This window comes from Frankia sp. Hr75.2, from assembly GCF_949319125.1.
GTDB lineage: Bacteria > Actinomycetota > Actinomycetes > Frankiales > Frankiaceae > Parafrankia > Parafrankia soli.
The window spans coordinates 30,833-44,284 of sequence record NZ_CASGGV010000295.1 but is presented as its reverse complement, the minus strand read 5'-3'; the positions used below and the strand labels follow the sequence as shown (position 1 = coordinate 44,284).

Annotated in this window: 16 protein-coding genes; 8 read left to right on the top strand and 8 right to left on the bottom strand. The window is 69.8% G+C overall.

Annotated features, from left to right (window positions below):
- Nucleotides 1-254 precede the first annotated feature (254 nt).
- From AC559T_RS22825 to AC559T_RS22795, 7 genes are all read left to right on the top strand, one after another.
- Nucleotides 255-1,487 (top strand): acyl-CoA dehydrogenase family protein, encoded by a 1,233-nt coding sequence (locus AC559T_RS22825; protein WP_498870068.1) that lies wholly within the window; start codon nucleotides 255-257, stop codon nucleotides 1,485-1,487.
- A gap of 31 nt (nucleotides 1,488-1,518) precedes the next feature.
- On the top strand, nucleotides 1,519-2,283 hold the full coding sequence (locus AC559T_RS22820) for an alpha/beta fold hydrolase (protein WP_498870067.1): 765 nt from the start codon (nucleotides 1,519-1,521) through the stop codon (nucleotides 2,281-2,283).
- A gap of 19 nt (nucleotides 2,284-2,302) precedes the next feature.
- The gene (locus AC559T_RS22815) at nucleotides 2,303-3,328 is read left to right on the top strand and encodes a fumarylacetoacetate hydrolase family protein (RefSeq protein WP_498870066.1); all 1,026 of its coding nucleotides are present in this window, start codon (nucleotides 2,303-2,305) and stop codon (nucleotides 3,326-3,328) included.
- A complete protein-coding gene (locus tag AC559T_RS22810) occupies nucleotides 3,325-4,404 on the top strand; it encodes an LLM class flavin-dependent oxidoreductase (protein WP_498870065.1) in 1,080 nt (359 codons plus the stop codon). Before AC559T_RS22815 ends, AC559T_RS22810 begins: the two co-directional genes overlap by 4 nt.
- 61 nt (nucleotides 4,405-4,465) lie before the next feature.
- Nucleotides 4,466-4,936: a VOC family protein gene (locus tag AC559T_RS22805; RefSeq protein WP_498870064.1), complete on the top strand. Its 471-nt coding sequence runs from the start codon at nucleotides 4,466-4,468 to the stop codon at nucleotides 4,934-4,936.
- 39 nt (nucleotides 4,937-4,975) lie between these two features.
- Nucleotides 4,976-6,136: a thiolase domain-containing protein gene (locus tag AC559T_RS22800; RefSeq protein ID WP_498870063.1), complete on the top strand. Its 1,161-nt coding sequence runs from the start codon at nucleotides 4,976-4,978 to the stop codon at nucleotides 6,134-6,136.
- Nucleotides 6,129-6,563 carry a Zn-ribbon domain-containing OB-fold protein gene (locus AC559T_RS22795; protein ID WP_498870062.1) on the top strand — a complete coding sequence of 145 codons (435 nt, stop codon included), beginning with the start codon at nucleotides 6,129-6,131 and terminating at the stop codon, nucleotides 6,561-6,563. Before AC559T_RS22800 ends, AC559T_RS22795 begins: the two co-directional genes overlap by 8 nt.
- Nucleotides 6,564-6,619: 56 nt before the next feature.
- Here AC559T_RS22795 and AC559T_RS22790 read toward each other — a convergent pair whose 3' ends face one another.
- From AC559T_RS22790 to AC559T_RS22780, 3 genes are all read right to left on the bottom strand, one after another.
- A complete protein-coding gene (locus AC559T_RS22790) occupies nucleotides 6,620-7,315 on the bottom strand; it encodes an SDR family NAD(P)-dependent oxidoreductase (protein ID WP_498870061.1) in 696 nt (231 codons plus the stop codon).
- Nucleotides 7,312-7,740 (bottom strand): SRPBCC family protein, encoded by a 429-nt coding sequence (locus AC559T_RS22785; RefSeq protein ID WP_498870060.1) that lies wholly within the window; start codon nucleotides 7,738-7,740, stop codon nucleotides 7,312-7,314. The genes AC559T_RS22790 and AC559T_RS22785 overlap by 4 nt, the downstream gene beginning before the upstream one ends.
- A gap of 90 nt (nucleotides 7,741-7,830) precedes the next feature.
- Nucleotides 7,831-9,069 (bottom strand): acyl-CoA dehydrogenase family protein, encoded by a 1,239-nt coding sequence (locus AC559T_RS22780; protein WP_498870059.1) that lies wholly within the window; start codon nucleotides 9,067-9,069, stop codon nucleotides 7,831-7,833.
- 126 nt (nucleotides 9,070-9,195) lie between these two features.
- Here AC559T_RS22780 and AC559T_RS22775 point away from each other — a divergent pair, with 126 nt between their 5' ends.
- A complete protein-coding gene (locus AC559T_RS22775; RefSeq protein WP_498870058.1) occupies nucleotides 9,196-9,885 on the top strand; it encodes an NADPH-dependent F420 reductase in 690 nt (229 codons plus the stop codon).
- Nucleotides 9,886-10,032: 147 nt separating this feature from the next.
- Here the strand turns inward: AC559T_RS22775 and AC559T_RS22770 are convergent, their stop codons facing one another.
- The 5 genes from AC559T_RS22770 to AC559T_RS22750 all read right to left on the bottom strand — a co-directional run bounded on the left by AC559T_RS22770 (nucleotide 10,033) and on the right by AC559T_RS22750 (nucleotide 13,413).
- Entirely contained in the window at nucleotides 10,033-10,683 is a 651-nt protein-coding gene (locus AC559T_RS22770; protein ID WP_498870057.1) for a 3-oxoacid CoA-transferase subunit B, read from the bottom strand.
- Complete coding sequence (locus tag AC559T_RS22765) at nucleotides 10,680-11,363, bottom strand: 3-oxoacid CoA-transferase subunit A (RefSeq protein WP_498870056.1); 684 nt, start codon at nucleotides 11,361-11,363, stop codon at nucleotides 10,680-10,682. Before AC559T_RS22765 ends, AC559T_RS22770 begins: the two co-directional genes overlap by 4 nt.
- Before the next feature lie 9 nt (nucleotides 11,364-11,372).
- Entirely contained in the window at nucleotides 11,373-11,675 is a 303-nt protein-coding gene (locus AC559T_RS22760; RefSeq protein WP_498870055.1) for a bifunctional 3-phenylpropionate/cinnamic acid dioxygenase ferredoxin subunit, read from the bottom strand.
- 4 nt (nucleotides 11,676-11,679) lie between these two features.
- A complete protein-coding gene (locus AC559T_RS22755) occupies nucleotides 11,680-12,570 on the bottom strand; it encodes a VOC family protein (protein WP_498870054.1) in 891 nt (296 codons plus the stop codon).
- Between the two features lie 111 nt (nucleotides 12,571-12,681).
- Nucleotides 12,682-13,413, bottom strand: coding sequence for an antibiotic biosynthesis monooxygenase (locus AC559T_RS22750; RefSeq protein WP_498870053.1), 732 nt, complete (start codon nucleotides 13,411-13,413; stop codon nucleotides 12,682-12,684).
- Between the last annotated feature and the right edge of the window lie 39 nt (nucleotides 13,414-13,452).

Below are 13,452 nucleotides of genomic sequence, written 5' to 3'. Positions count from 1 at the left end.
TCGCGTCCGCGGCGGGTGATCGTGCGGTGGGCCGGCCTGCCCGGGACTTCTTCCCGGCCGGATGGTCAGGCCGGCCTGCGCACTCCTGCACCTCGAGCACTGGCATATCCCGAGGACTGGGCTGGCGTCGAAGACGCCCGGCCGTGCCCCGTCCGAACGTGTTGTCGGCACCTGTTGACGCCCTCCCCGGGCCGGGCTATCTTTTCACCTACCGAAAAACTTTTCCACGATGTGCGTAGCGCTCGGTGGCTCAAGTGCCCGAAACCGCTGGCGGACGCCCCGGAAGGAGATCCCTGGTGGCTGTTGGGCATGAGGTGGTCAGTACCGTCGGACGCGAGGAGCTGCTCGACCGTGCTCGCGCTCTGGTGCCAGCCTTGCGCAAGCGTCAGTTCGAGACCGAGCGCATGGGGCGCATCCCCGACGAGACGGTGGAGGAGATCGTCGCGGCGGGTCTGACCCGGGCGGGTGTCCCGGTGCGCTTCGGCGGTTATGACGTCGAGTTCGAGACGGTCCATGACATCGCCATGGAGCTCGGCCGGGCGTGCGGTGCGACGGCGTGGTGCTACGCGCTGTGGGGAATGCACAGTTGGTGGGCCGGTTACTATCCGATCGAGGCGCAGGAAGAACTGTTCGCCGACGGACCTGACGTGCTCACGTCATCTGCCAACTTCAGCCCGGACAGCCGTGCGGAACCGACCTCCGGTGGCTATCGCGTATCCGGCCATTGGAAGTTCTCCAGCGGTATCGACCACGCCAAGTGGCTCTTCGCCATCATCGCGACCCAGGACGGGCCGATGGGCGCCATGGTGCCTCGTTCAGACTTCACCGTGGATCAGGACAGCTGGGATGTCTCCGGTCTGCAGGGCAGCGGCAGCAAGGACGTGGTCATCGACGACGCCTTCGTTCCGGCCCACCGCACGCTGGTCGGAGCCAGCAACATGTTCGCCCGGCAGACGGAAGTCTTCGACCAGCACCCCCAGCGCCGATACGCGGTGCCGCGCGGGGCGCTCACCATCTGGGAGCTCGTCGCGCCGGCGATCGGCCTGGCGCAGGGCGCCATCGACGAGATCGTCGGCCGGTTGACCGGCACGACGGGGCCCCTGCGCTCGTCCGAGTCACCGCTCGTGCAGTCGAAGATCGCCGAGGCCGCGGCCGAGGTGGATGCCGCGATCGCGATCCTGCACACCGACATGGCCGAGGCACAGGACAAGGGAGCGCGCGGGGAAGACATCAGCGTGCTGGACCTGACGCGATATGCCCGCGACAAGGCGTACGCCATGAAGCTCGCGGTGAAGGCGGTGAACCGGATCTTCGACATCTCCGGCGGCCGGTCGCTGTTCCGGACGAACCCGTTGCAGCGCATCCACCGCGACGTGCAGGCGTGCATGCACCGCGATGGGCTGATGTTCGACTTCTCCGGCCTGCCCTACGCCCAGATGCGACTCGGCCTCGAGCCCACCAGCGTCGTACGGCGGGGCGTGCGGTGACCACCCGGACCGAATGCACAGGAGGAAGACAGTGACCACAGCCGCCCCCGGATTGTCCGACGTCGAGGCCGGCTTCGAGGAAGGCCTCGTCGAGGCCGATGGCTTCCGGATCCGATACCGGGCCAGCGGCGACGGGCCGCCCCTCGTCCATCTAACGGGCGGTCACGGTCTCGTGCTGACCCCCGGACACGGGTTGCTCAGCCGCAACCGGCGGGTCATCGCGTTCGAGTTGCCCGGCCTCGGCGCCGAGCCGAACGAGCGAACCACGTCGATGGAGGAGCTGGCCGGCACGTTGCTCTCCGCGATCGGCGCGCTGGGCATCGGTGAGTTCGACCTGTGGGGCACCTCGTTCGGTGCGAAGGTGGCCTGCTGGAGCGCGATTCAGGCCCCGGATCGGGTCTCCGCCCTGGCCCTAGAGTCCCCCGGTGCGATCCGTCCCGACGGCTGGACCTTCCCCAGGCTGCGCGAGGAAGAGGGTGCGCTGCGCACACAGCGGCGCGCGTTCGTGCAGCGACTGGTGGGCCCTGCCCGGGACCGGCCGTTCGAGCAGCGACTGCAGGCCGTGGCGACGCCGACGCTCGTGCTGTTCGGCACGGAGGACCCGACGATCGACACCGATGCCGTGGCGCACCTTTACAAGGAACTGCTGCCGAACGCGAGCCTGGTGTACGTCTACGCCGCGGCCCACGCGATCAGCGCGGACCGCCCGGAGGCCTTCGCCGATGTGGTCGACGACTACCTCGAGCGGCATCAGACCTTCGTCGTCGGCAAGCGCGCGACGCGGCTGTTCCCATGATGCGAAAGGAGCAGCAGCGATGAAGATCGTCGTGTACGGCGCCGCCAGGCGGGTCGGCGCGCTGGTCGACGGTGAGGTCGTCGACCTGAACTGGGCCTACGCCAAGCGCCTGAGGGAGACCGGCGGCGCAGCCCGGCCGTACGCCCACGCGGACGCTTTCGTCCCGGCGGACCTCGCCGGATTCATCGAGGAAGGCCGTTCCGCGCTCGACCGGGCCCGCGAGGCTCTCGACCACCAGCGCTCGCACAACCCCGATCCGGTCGGACCGTGCGGGGAGCAGATTGTGCACGGTCCGGGCGTCCGGCTGCACGCGCCGCTGGCCTCCGCCGGGTCGAGAATCGCGATGGCCGGTGGCAACTACGCCGATCACCTGCGCGGCTTCCTGGCGCGGGCCCGCGGCACCGACCTGTCCCACGCGGAGGCAACAGCCCGGATCCGGAGCGGCGAACCCTGGGGCTTCTGGAAGCTGCCGGGCACCGTGATCGGCACCGGCGAGGCGCTGCGGTATCCGGAGCGGGCGCGGCTGCTCGACTACGAAGGCGAGGTCGCCGTCGTGATCGGACCCGGCGGGCGGGACGTGCCGCGGTCGCGGGCCGTCGAACGGATCTGGGGTTACACCCTGGTGAACGACTGGACCGTGTTCGGCGCGCACGAGCGGCAACGGGCGTTGAGCTTCAACCTCGCCAAGAACTTCGACACCTCGATCTCGATGGGGCCCTGTCTCGTGGTGGACGAGATCGAAGACCCGCAGGCCATCGAGTTCGAGACCCGGATCGACGGAGAGTTGCGCCAGAAGGGCAGCACCGGCGACATGGTGTTCAGCTTCGCGGAGTACCTGGAGGTACTTACCCGCGACCTCACCTTCCGGCCCGGCGACGTTCTCGGCGGCGGATCGCCGGTCGGGACCGCGGGTGACTCCAGTCAGTACACCGACGGTGCTCCGTCGTCCGACGAGCGATTCGTGCACGTGGGCCAGGAAGTCGTCGTGTCGTCGCCGCTGATCGGCGAGCTCCGCAACGCCGTTCACGGAAAGGCCGAGGAATGAAGATCTCCTACTTCGAGACCGCACAGTACTTTCCGCCGCAGCAGATCACCTTCGAGTGGCCGGTTCCCCCCGGCGCCGGTGAGTCGGACGCGGGTGTGCAGGCGTTCGAGAGCATGCTGTCACGGCTTCGTATGATCGAGCGTCTCGGCTTCGACTGGGTGAGTCTTTCCGAGCACCACTACTCGCCCCGTACGCTGACGCCCAATCCGACGGTGACGGCGGCCTATCTCGCCGCCGCCCTCGAGCGGCTGACGATCGCCGTCCTGGGGCCCATCGTGCCACACACCAATCCCGTCCGGGTGGCCGAGGAACTCGCCGTCGTCGACAACCTCGCACCCGGCCGGCTGGTGGTCGGCCTGCTGCGCGGCACGATGTACGAATACCTTGCCTACGATCTCAAGCCGGACGAGGCACGGGACCGCACCAACGAGGGGATGGAGCTCATCCTCAAGGCGTGGCGGGAGCCGCAGCCGTTCGGCTGGCAGGGCCGCTACTTCCAGTTCCGCACCGTGGCCATCTGGCCGCAGCCGGTGTCGCGCCCCGGCCCGCCCACGATGATTCTGGGCACCAGCAAGGAGACGTGCGAGTTCGCCGCCCGGCACCGGCTGGGGCTCGGGGTCTCGTTCGCCCCGTACGACGTCGTGCGGCGCGCCACCGACTACTACCGCGAGCGCTGCGCCGTGTACGGGTGGGAGCCGGGCCCGGACGACATCCTCTACCGGGCCAACATCCTGATGGCCGACAGCGACGAGGAAGCGCAGCACATCCTCGATGCGCTGGAGGGGGACGTGCCGCTGGCGGTGCTCCGGCCCGAGATCCGGGACGCGCTGATCCGTGCCGAGACGGGTAACCGGGCCGGACCGGTGATCAAGCCCAACGTCGCCGGAGTGCTGTCGACCACTTTCCTCGGCAGCCCGGACACGATCGTCGGACAGGCCCGGAAGGTGCGCTCGGAGCTCGGGGCCGGCGTGCTGGACCTGAATTTCCGCAATTACGCAGGGCGGGGGGAGAGCCCCCTCACCGACGCCCTCCAGCTGTTCGGCGAGAAGATCCTTCCCCAGCTGCGGGACATCTGACCAGACCTGTGAGTTCCCTGCTCCAGGAAACCGTCGATCACGCCATGAAGGAAGGAAGCGTATGCCACAGGTCACCGGACTCGGCCATGTCGGGCTGTTCGTCAAGGACATAAAGAAGATGGTGGAGTTCTACTCCGGCTTTCTCGGCCTCACGGTCACCGACCGGCACCCCGCCGACAAGATCGTTTTTCTGAGTGCCCAGCCGGACACGGAGCACCACGAGTTGGCGCTCGCGCCGTCGGAGACTCGGCACACCGACCCGCAGCAGTTGTCGTTCCGGGTTGGCTCCCTTGCCGATCTCCGCGAGTTCTACGCCCAGATCCGGGAGCGGGGCTTCACCGTGGACCGCTGCGTCAGTCACGGCAACGCCTTCGGCTGCTACTTCCTCGACCCGGAGGACAACCTGGTCGAGGTGTACTGGCGGACCGAAAAGTTCTGGCCGCAGCCCTACACCCAGCACATCGACCTGACCCTGTCCGAGCAGGAACTGCTGGCCCTGCTCGACGAGATGCCCGAGGTCGCGGCGCACTGAGCGGCGCCGCCGTACGACAGGAAGGGCGGTGCGGGTGCGATGGGCGCTCAATCGGCGGCCGTCATCGTGGGTGCCTACGAGCACCCGGATCGGCGCATCGCAGACCGTACGGTCCCGCAGATCCATGCCGAGGCCGCCCGCGGGGCGCTGACCGACGCGGGACTGACGACGGCCGACATCGACGGGCTGTTCGCCGTCGGCGGGGACGTCACGCTGCCGGGACTCGCGCTCGCGGAGTACCTGGGGCTGTCGCGGCTGCGCCACGTCGACACGACGATGACCGGCGGATCCTCGCCGGTCTGCCAGCTCGGACACGCCGCGGCGGCGATCGCCGACGGCCGCTGCCGGGTGGCGCTGATCTCGCTGGCCTCCCGCCCGCGCAGCGCCGCTCAGCCGCCGCCCGGCGTGGACACACCCGAGACCACCTTCGAGTCGGTGTACGGGGTCAGCACCATCAGTGCCTACGCGCTGGCCGCCATGCGGCACATGCACGAGTACGGCACGACCGGCGAGCAACTGGCCGCGATCAAAGTCGCCGCCTCGCACCATGCCCAATACAATCCCCGCGCGCTCCTGCGTGACGTGGTGACGGTGGAGGACGTGCTCGCCTCGCCGATGCTCAGCTCCCCACTGCACCGGCTGGACTGCTGCGTGGTGACCGACGGCGGGGGAGCGGTCGTCGTCGTCAGCCCCGACGTCGCCCGCGGGCTCGAACGCACCGGCGTGCATCTGATCGGGCACGCCGAGACCGTCCGCCACGGCGACAACGGCCGTCTCGACCTGACCACCACAGCCGCGCAGCGTACCGGGCCGCAGGCCTTCGCGGAGGCGGGGGTGGCTCCCTCCGACGTCGACTACGCCTCCCTCTACGACTCCTTCACCATCACGGTGCTCGAGACCCTGGAGGACCTGGGGTTCTGCGAGAAGGGAAAGGGTGGGGCGTTCGTACTCGACCGGGCGTTGCACGCGCCCTACGGACGGCTACCGATCAATACCGATGGCGGGGGGCTGTGCAACAGCCACCCGGGCATGGGCGGCATGGGCAAGATCGTCGAGGCGGTACGGCAGTTGCGTGGCGAGGCCGCGCCGCAGGTGCAGGTGCCCGACTGCCGGATCGCCCTCGTGCACGGCAGCGGGGGCCGCATCGGCACCCGGCACGCCGGGGCGACCGCGGTGCTGAGGAGGGCGGCAGATGCCTGACACGGACAATGGTCTGCCGGCCCCCACGCCGATCGTGACGGAGGAGGCCCGGCCCTACTGGGAGGCCGCCGCCCAGGGGCGCCTGCTGCTGCCCCGGTGCCCTGCATGCGCGACAGTGATCTGGTACCCGCGGTCGTTCTGCCCGGACTGCCTCGCCGCCGACGTGGAGTGGTTCGAGGCCACCGGGACAGGCACCGTCTACAGCTACACCGTCGTCCGCACCGGCCAGGCCGACCACCCCGCGTACCGCGGGACAGCGGTCTACGTCCTGGCCTACGTCGAGCTGGCCGAGGGCGTGCGCGTCATGACCGACATCGTGGGATGCGCTCCCGAGGACGTCCATTGCGGGCAGCCGGTCCGGGCGGTCTTCGTGCCGACCGGGGACGGCCGTACCGCGCTGGTGCGTTTCACCCCGCTCGCCCCGTGACCTGATCGCGCGCCGCGCAGGCCTCCCGGCGCGGCGCGCGACCGATGTCCGCATACTCAGCGGAAGACCATCCCACCGTCGGGGCACAGCGTCTGACCGCTGAGCGCCTCCGCGCCGTCACCGGCCAGGAAGGCAACGGCGGCGGCGACATCCTGCGGCCCGAGGATGCGCTGCAGGGACTGCCGGGCCAGGACATTCGTCTCCCAGCCCGGAGGCATCGCGTCCGCGTGGTCGGGGTTGGGCGTGAGCCCCGGCGCGACGCAATTCACGGTGATCCCGTCGGGTCCGAGTGCCCGGGACAGTGACCGCGCCGCGCCCATGAGCGCCATCTTGGTCATCATGTACGGCAGCAGCTCGGCGACGGGCGGGGGACTGAACACCGTGTCCGAGGTGATGAACACGATCCGGCCGAAACCGCGGGCGGCCATCCGAGGGATCAGCTCCTGGCAGAGCCACAACGCGGCCTCGACGTTGACTCCCATCGCGTGGGCGAACAGCGCGTGGTCGAGGTCGGCCAGGCCGGCCCGGTCGAAGGCCGCCGCCGCGTGCACCAGCACGTCGCAGCGGCCGTAGGTCTCGAGGACCTCCCGGGCGACCCGCCGGACCGCCGCCTCGTCGGCGAGGTCGGCGGCGAAGGGTCCGGTCTGGTCGATCACCACGACCTTGTGCCCAGTTGCCTCAAGGGACTCGACGATGGCGCGGCCGATCAGCCCGGCGCCACCGGTGACGACGGCGACGCGTTCGTCGCTCATCGGTCCTGGCCTCCATTGAACTTGGTGTCGAGGCCGCCCAGGGCACCGTCGATGTCGCCGGTGATCCCCTTGGTCGCGAGTTCCTCCATCTCGTCGGGAACGGTGACCGAGATCGTGTACTGCACCGTCGTGCCGTCCGGGTCGCCGGCGACCGCAAACGTCGCCCCCATCGCCTTCAAGGGCGTGTCCTGCCCGGGGGCGATAGCGTACGTGTAGGTCCGCGCTTCCTCGTCGTAGAAGACGATCCGGTCGATGATCGAGTCGCCGCGCTTGAACTGCAAAAGGCGGTCCCCATTGGGCCGCACCTCGGCAGCCGCAATGTGCGGCTGCCACTCGGCGAAGCGGCTCAGGTCGCGTACGAACTCCCAGACTGTCTGGGGGTCGGCCTTGAGCGTGACGCGCCTGCTCACCGCAATGGTGCCCATCTCATACTCCTCAATAGGTCGGAAGTCGCCGTCGGGCGGACTCCTGGTGGTGGCCGCCGACGGGGTCGGCGGTGGGGGACGGTCGCCGCGTCACACGATGTTGGGTGTGTCCAGACCGAAGTGAGCGGCGGCGAACCCGGCAACCGAGGTGCCGAACTTCGGGACGATGTTGGTCATCGCCGTCGACACATCCCGGTAGTAGCGCTGCATCCGCGTCTTGGTGCGGCCTCCCTCGCTGGAGCCCGACGTCTTGTAGAGGAGCTCGACGGCCTCCCAGACGAGGTCGGCCACCTGGTGGACGACCAGGAGCCGGGTGGCCGTGTCGTGGGCGGCGGCGGCGGGACCGTGCGCGACCGCGTCGGCGCACGACTGCCGGTACGTCGTCGCGGAGGACAACAGTGCCTGCTCGGCGACCGTCACTTTTGCCACTGCCTCGGCGAGCCACCGCTGGTAGTCGGGGGCGGTGTAGCGCGGAGCCGGCTTCGGACCCCCGGTGCTCTTCGTACGGAGCAGGCGGTCGAACTCGTCGACCGCGGCCCAGGCGGCGCCCACCAGGACGGCGGCGATCTCCATCTGGTTGTAACCGTCTGACAGGCCCGAGTACATCGGGTTGCCGTGCAGGAGGTAGCCGGGGGACTCGGCGCCTTTCGACAGCTGCGGCAGGGCCCCGGGAACGACGTAATGGTCGGGAACGGTCGCGCCGTCGATGGTGATCGTGTTCGACCCGCTGCCGCGCATGCCGAAGGCGTTGACCCGCCAGTCGTCGAGCTCGGTGAAGGAATCCCGCGGCACTACGGCCAGGCCGACCGGGGCCGGGGAGCCCTCCGGCAGGCGGACTGCGACCAGGGCGTAGTTGGAGTAGGGAACTCCGGAGCAGTAGTCCCACTCGCCACTGATGCGCCAGCCGGCCTCGACGGGCACGGCCACGCCCATGGGGATCGGCCGGCAGGGCGCCGCGAAGAAGCCCGTGGTGCCGTAGACCTCCGTCTGGGTGCGGGCGGAGAACGCGCCGGCGAGCTGCACGTGGTGGCCGGCGGCCAGGCACAGGCACCAGCCGGTGCTCGGGCAGCCGCGCGCGATCTCGATGATCACGCGTACGAAGTTCGCGACGTCCAGCTCGTACCCGCCGAACCGGCGCGGCTGCAGAATGCGGTAGAAGCCCGCCTGGTCGAAGCGTTCGTGCTGCTCGGGCGAGTACGTGCCGCGTTCCTCGGTGGCGAGTTGCTCACCCAGCAGAATGGGCCGTAGCTCCCGCGCGCGCCTGATCAGCTCATCGGCGGTCAGGTCCTCCTCCGGCGGCGCCAGCGAGATCTGCTGCATCGAACTCATCCTTCACATCCTTGAGCCGGGTCCGGCAGACCGGCCATCGACTGACGGCCTCGGTCACCGAGTCTATTCAGTTTCCACCAGGCAGACTAGAGTTACGCTGTGCGGAAAATTGATCGACTTGCCGGAATGTGGTCCGGCAGACGCGATGGAGGAAAATTGCGTATCGCTGTCATCGGAGCCGGACGAATGGGCCAGGCCTTGGCCCGGCTCTTCACCGGAGCGGAGCACCAGGTGGTGCTGTCGAACTCGCGGGGGCCGGAGTCGCTCACGGATCTGGTTGCGGAGCTGGGCGCGCGGGTCTCTGCAGCCACCGTGGCCGACGCGGTGGAGGGATCCGACGTGACGTTCCTGGCGACCCCCTGGCCACGCAACGCCGATGCGCTGGCGCAGGTGGCCGACTGGAGCGGGAAGATCCTCGTCGACACCACCAACAACCGCCTCGGCCCGCGCCCGGAGGACGTGATCGACCTGCACGGGCGGCTTTCCAGCTCGGTCGTTGCCGAGCAAGCGCCGGGCGCGCTCGTCGTCAAGGCGTTCAGCCACACCGGGATCCCGGTGTTCCTCAACGCGCTCGGCCCTGCGGCCGGCGAGGCCAACGCACTGTTCGTGGCCGGGGACGATGAACACGCCAAGTCGGTCGTCGCCGGGCTCATCGCCGACATCGGCGGGACCGCCGTCGACACCGGCGGCCTGGAATCCGGGGGCCGGCTGCAGGGCATGGGCGGGCCCCTGTCCGGTCACTGGGAGATGCTGACGGTCGCGCAGGCGCGTGAGAAGCTCGCCGCGGCCCGGGCGCAGGCCGGCCTGTCGTCTTGATTTCTCCCGATCCCCGGCGCCCCGGTCCGCCCGGGGTGGCGGGGATCGGTGCACCGGCCGCGGCCGGTGCTGCTGCGCGGCCGCCGCCCAACGGGTCGCGAGGCACCGCGGGAGCGGCGCCGCAACGGCGGGAGCGGCGGGGCGGGATCAGAACCGCAGCGGGGAGAGGCGTTCGTGCAACTCGCTGGTCGAGATGCCGAAGGTCTCTTCGATCCTGGGGCCGTCCGGGCTCAGCGCGAAGATGGCGTGGTGGGTGTACAGGCGCGTGACCACGGCCGCGCCGGTGAGCGGGTAAGTGCATTTCGCCACGAGCTTCGGTGAACCGTCTCGGGTGAAGAGCGTCATCATCGCGTAGACGGTCCTGGCGCCGGTCGCGAGGTCCATGGCTCCGCCGACCGCCGGGATGGCGTCGGGATCGCCGGTGTGCCAGTTGGCGAGGTCGCCGGAGGCCGACACCTGGAACGCCCCGAGGACGCATACGTCCAGGTGGCGCCCGCGGATCATGGAAAACGAGTCCGCGTGATGGAAGTACGAGCAGCCGGGCGTTTCTGTCACCGGCACTTTGCCGGCATTGATCAGGTCGTCGTCCACCTCGTCCGGCTCGGCCGCCGGGCCCATGCCGAGCAGGCCGTTCTCGGTGTGCAGGGTTACCCCGCGTTCCGCGGGCAGGTGGTCGCCGACCCTAGTGGGCAAGCCGATGCCCAGATTGACGTAGGACCCGGGCGGGATGTCGTCGGCGATGCGTTGGGCGAGCTCCGCGTGGCTCAGCGGCTCGCGGTCCAGGTGCTCCACGATCACACGACCTCCTGCGGTGCGCGCGGGCGGACGACCACGCGGTCGACGTAGATGCCCGGCGTCACCACCGCTTCCGGATCCAGCTCGCCGGCCGGGACGACCTCGTCCACCTGCACGATCGTGAGCGCGGCGGCGGTCGCCATCACGGGGCCGAAGTTGCGGGCGGTCTTGCGGTACACCAGGTTGCCCTTCTCGTCGGCGCGGTGGGCCTGAATGAGGGCGACGTCGGCGTGCAGGGCGTACTCCAGGACGTGATCGCGACCGTCGATGGTGCGAAGCTCCTTGCCCTCGGCCAGTGGCGTGCCGACGGTCGTGGGGCTGTAGAAGGCGCCGATACCGGCGCCCGCCGCCCGGATCCGCTCGGCGAGCGTGCCCTGGGGAACCAACTCGAGCTCGATCTCTCCGGCGCGGTACAGCCGATCGAACACCCAGGAGTCGCTCTGCCGCGGGAACGAGCACACGATCCGGCGGACCTGGTCGGCCGCCAGCAGAGACGCCAGACCCACGTACCCGTTGCCGGCGTTGTTGTTGACCACCGTGAGCTCCCGGGCACCCTGCCGTCGCAGCGCGTCGATCAGGGCGACGGGCTGACCGGCGGTGCCGAACCCGCCGATCAGCACGATCGCCCCGTCCGGCACGTCGGCGAGGGCCTCGTCGGCGTCGTGGAGGATCCGCGGGCTCACGAGCGGGTCTCATCGTTCGACAAGGACGTCACCGTCTTCCAGGCGGACGGCGTAGGTCCGTAGGTCGACCGTCGCCGGCAGGGAGAGTGCCTTGCCGTTACGCACGCAGAACCTGGCGAAGTGCCACACGCATTCGATCGTGTCCCCCTCGAGGTAGCCCTCGGCGAGTGACGACTCGGCGTGGCTGCACGTGTCGGCCGTCGCGTAGAACTCACCGTCCACGTTGTAGACGGCGATCGGCGGGTCGACGTCCAGGCGCAGTACCTCGCCCGGGGGGAGGTCGTCCGCGGCGCACGCTCTTTCCCAGCCCATTCGATCACTCCTTGCTGTTCCCCGGGCCCGGCGGCGGCCCGGCCGGTGCGTGGGTCCGGTGGTGGCCCCACATGTCGGCGCTGCGATAGAGCGCGGTCGTCCACAGATCCGGGTCGACTCGGCGTCCGTTCCATCCGTACTCCACCTCGCAGTCGGAGGGAGTGCGGCAGTAGAACGAGACCATGTGGTCGTTGATGTGCTTGCCGAGCGTCATGGTGAGCTCGGCGCCGCCGTCCAACACCCGGTCGAGGGCGCAACCCACCGAGTCGAGTTCGTCGACCTCGAGCATGAAGTGGTGCAGGCCCGTCCGGCCACGCGCCGGCAGTAGGGCGAGGCTGTGGTGCCGGGGATTGACGTGGGTGAAGACGGCGTAGGCCGGCCCCAGGGCTGCCCGGTCGCTGACCCGGAAGCCGAGCGTGTCGAGGTAGAACTCCTCGGCCGCCCGCATGTCCGGCACCAGCAGCACCGCGTGGCCGAGGCCTTCCTCACCGGTGACGAACCTGGCGCCCCGCGGGGAGACGAACGGCTCGTGGTCCACCGTCGCGCCGTAGAAGAACTCCAGCGCGTTGCCGGCCGGGTCGGTAGTGGTGAGGAGGTCGATGACCTGCCGCTCAAGCGCCAGCTCGGCGTCCCGCTTGACCGCATGACCGGCGGCCTCCAGGGTGCGCTCCACCTCGTCGAGGACCTGCGAATCACTGACTTCCCAGCCGACGTAGCTCATCGCACCGTCTCCGGGAACGACCGAGATGCGCCAGGCCCGCTCGTCGACGCGCAGCAGCAGGTGGTCGTCCGTCGAGCCCGGACTGATCGCCAGTCCGCACACGTCGGTGGCGAAGCGGCGCCAGGCGTCGAGGTCCGTGGTGGTCAGCCCCAGATATCCCAGACTGTGCAGCATCGGGCCTGGCCTGCGGTGGTCGGCGGCAGCCCGAGCCGGGCTGGGTTGGTCGTTCGGCATGCCGGAACGCCCCTTCGTGGTGTTCGTGTGTCCACTGCTTGTCGCGGCGCGTCAATCTGGCCAGACGACGGTCTCCGACCGGCCGGAATCCCCGGCCGGAAGCCAACGGTCGTAGAGGTGGGTGTAGGTGCGATGCCGGTAGAACTCGGCGCCGTTGGTGCCGTTGCGGCGCGGCGGCGGCTGCGGCGGGGAAGCCGAGTCGCTCGTGCGCCGGCGTAGGGCCCAGTGCGAGTCGTAGAGCGGCTGGCTGTCCCACAGCTCCAGCAGGAGCAGTTGGCCGTCGAACTCCTCGCTGCGGTACCAGGCGAACTCCCGGCAGCCGGGCTCGCGCAGGGTCTCCGCGGTGTTCGCCAGGAACATCGGCCGCACCCGCTCGGTGTCGTGCACGCTGACCTGGACGACGACCCGCACTGCTGCCGCGGACGCCCAGGAGATCGCGCGGGGCTTTGCGGCGCTCCCGAGCGGTTTCCACTCGCCGCCGTCGTTCTCGAAGTACTGGTGGCGGTAGAACTCCGACGCCGGCTCGGGGCGCGGCTCGCCACCGGCGGCGCCGACGAGGCGGGTCGCGGTGCCGTCCTTCAGCGCCGCGGCCCAGAACTGGGCGTGGGCGTGTTCGTCGTCCCACAGCTCCACCACCGCGGCCCCCGGCCGGCCGTCCAGGCGCCGATAGCACTCGGCCTCGCGGCAGCCCGGCTGGGTGCGGACGGCCGCCGTGTACTCGACGAGAGTGGCGAGGTCGCTGTCCGGACCCGTGAGCTGGTGCAGGGCACGCACCGCTGTCATCGTGGCTCCTCCGTCCTGCGCCGCGGAGCGGCACCGGCT

Excerpts from the sequence above, each read along its gene's own strand:
- AC559T_RS22805 (WP_498870064.1), top strand. The coding sequence starts at position 4,466 with ATGCCACAGGTCACCGGACTCGGCCATGTCGGGCTGTTCGTCAAGGAC.
- AC559T_RS22750 (WP_498870053.1), bottom strand. The coding sequence starts at position 13,413 with ATGACAGCGGTGCGTGCCCTGCACCAGCTCACGGGTCCGGACAGCGAC.
- AC559T_RS22810 (WP_498870065.1), top strand. The coding sequence starts at position 3,325 with ATGAAGATCTCCTACTTCGAGACCGCACAGTACTTTCCGCCGCAGCAG.
- AC559T_RS22760 (WP_498870055.1), bottom strand. The coding sequence starts at position 11,675 with ATGGGCTGGGAAAGAGCGTGCGCCGCGGACGACCTCCCCCCGGGCGAG.
- AC559T_RS22785 (WP_498870060.1), bottom strand. The coding sequence starts at position 7,740 with ATGGGCACCATTGCGGTGAGCAGGCGCGTCACGCTCAAGGCCGACCCC.
- AC559T_RS22755 (WP_498870054.1), bottom strand. The coding sequence starts at position 12,570 with ATGCTGCACAGTCTGGGATATCTGGGGCTGACCACCACGGACCTCGAC.
- AC559T_RS22800 (WP_498870063.1), top strand. The coding sequence starts at position 4,976 with ATGGGCGCTCAATCGGCGGCCGTCATCGTGGGTGCCTACGAGCACCCG.
- AC559T_RS22795 (WP_498870062.1), top strand. The coding sequence starts at position 6,129 with ATGCCTGACACGGACAATGGTCTGCCGGCCCCCACGCCGATCGTGACG.
- AC559T_RS22815 (WP_498870066.1), top strand. The coding sequence starts at position 2,303 with ATGAAGATCGTCGTGTACGGCGCCGCCAGGCGGGTCGGCGCGCTGGTC.
- AC559T_RS22790 (WP_498870061.1), bottom strand. The coding sequence starts at position 7,315 with ATGAGCGACGAACGCGTCGCCGTCGTCACCGGTGGCGCCGGGCTGATC.
- AC559T_RS22775 (WP_498870058.1), top strand. The coding sequence starts at position 9,196 with ATGTGGTCCGGCAGACGCGATGGAGGAAAATTGCGTATCGCTGTCATC.
- AC559T_RS22780 (WP_498870059.1), bottom strand. The coding sequence starts at position 9,069 with ATGAGTTCGATGCAGCAGATCTCGCTGGCGCCGCCGGAGGAGGACCTG.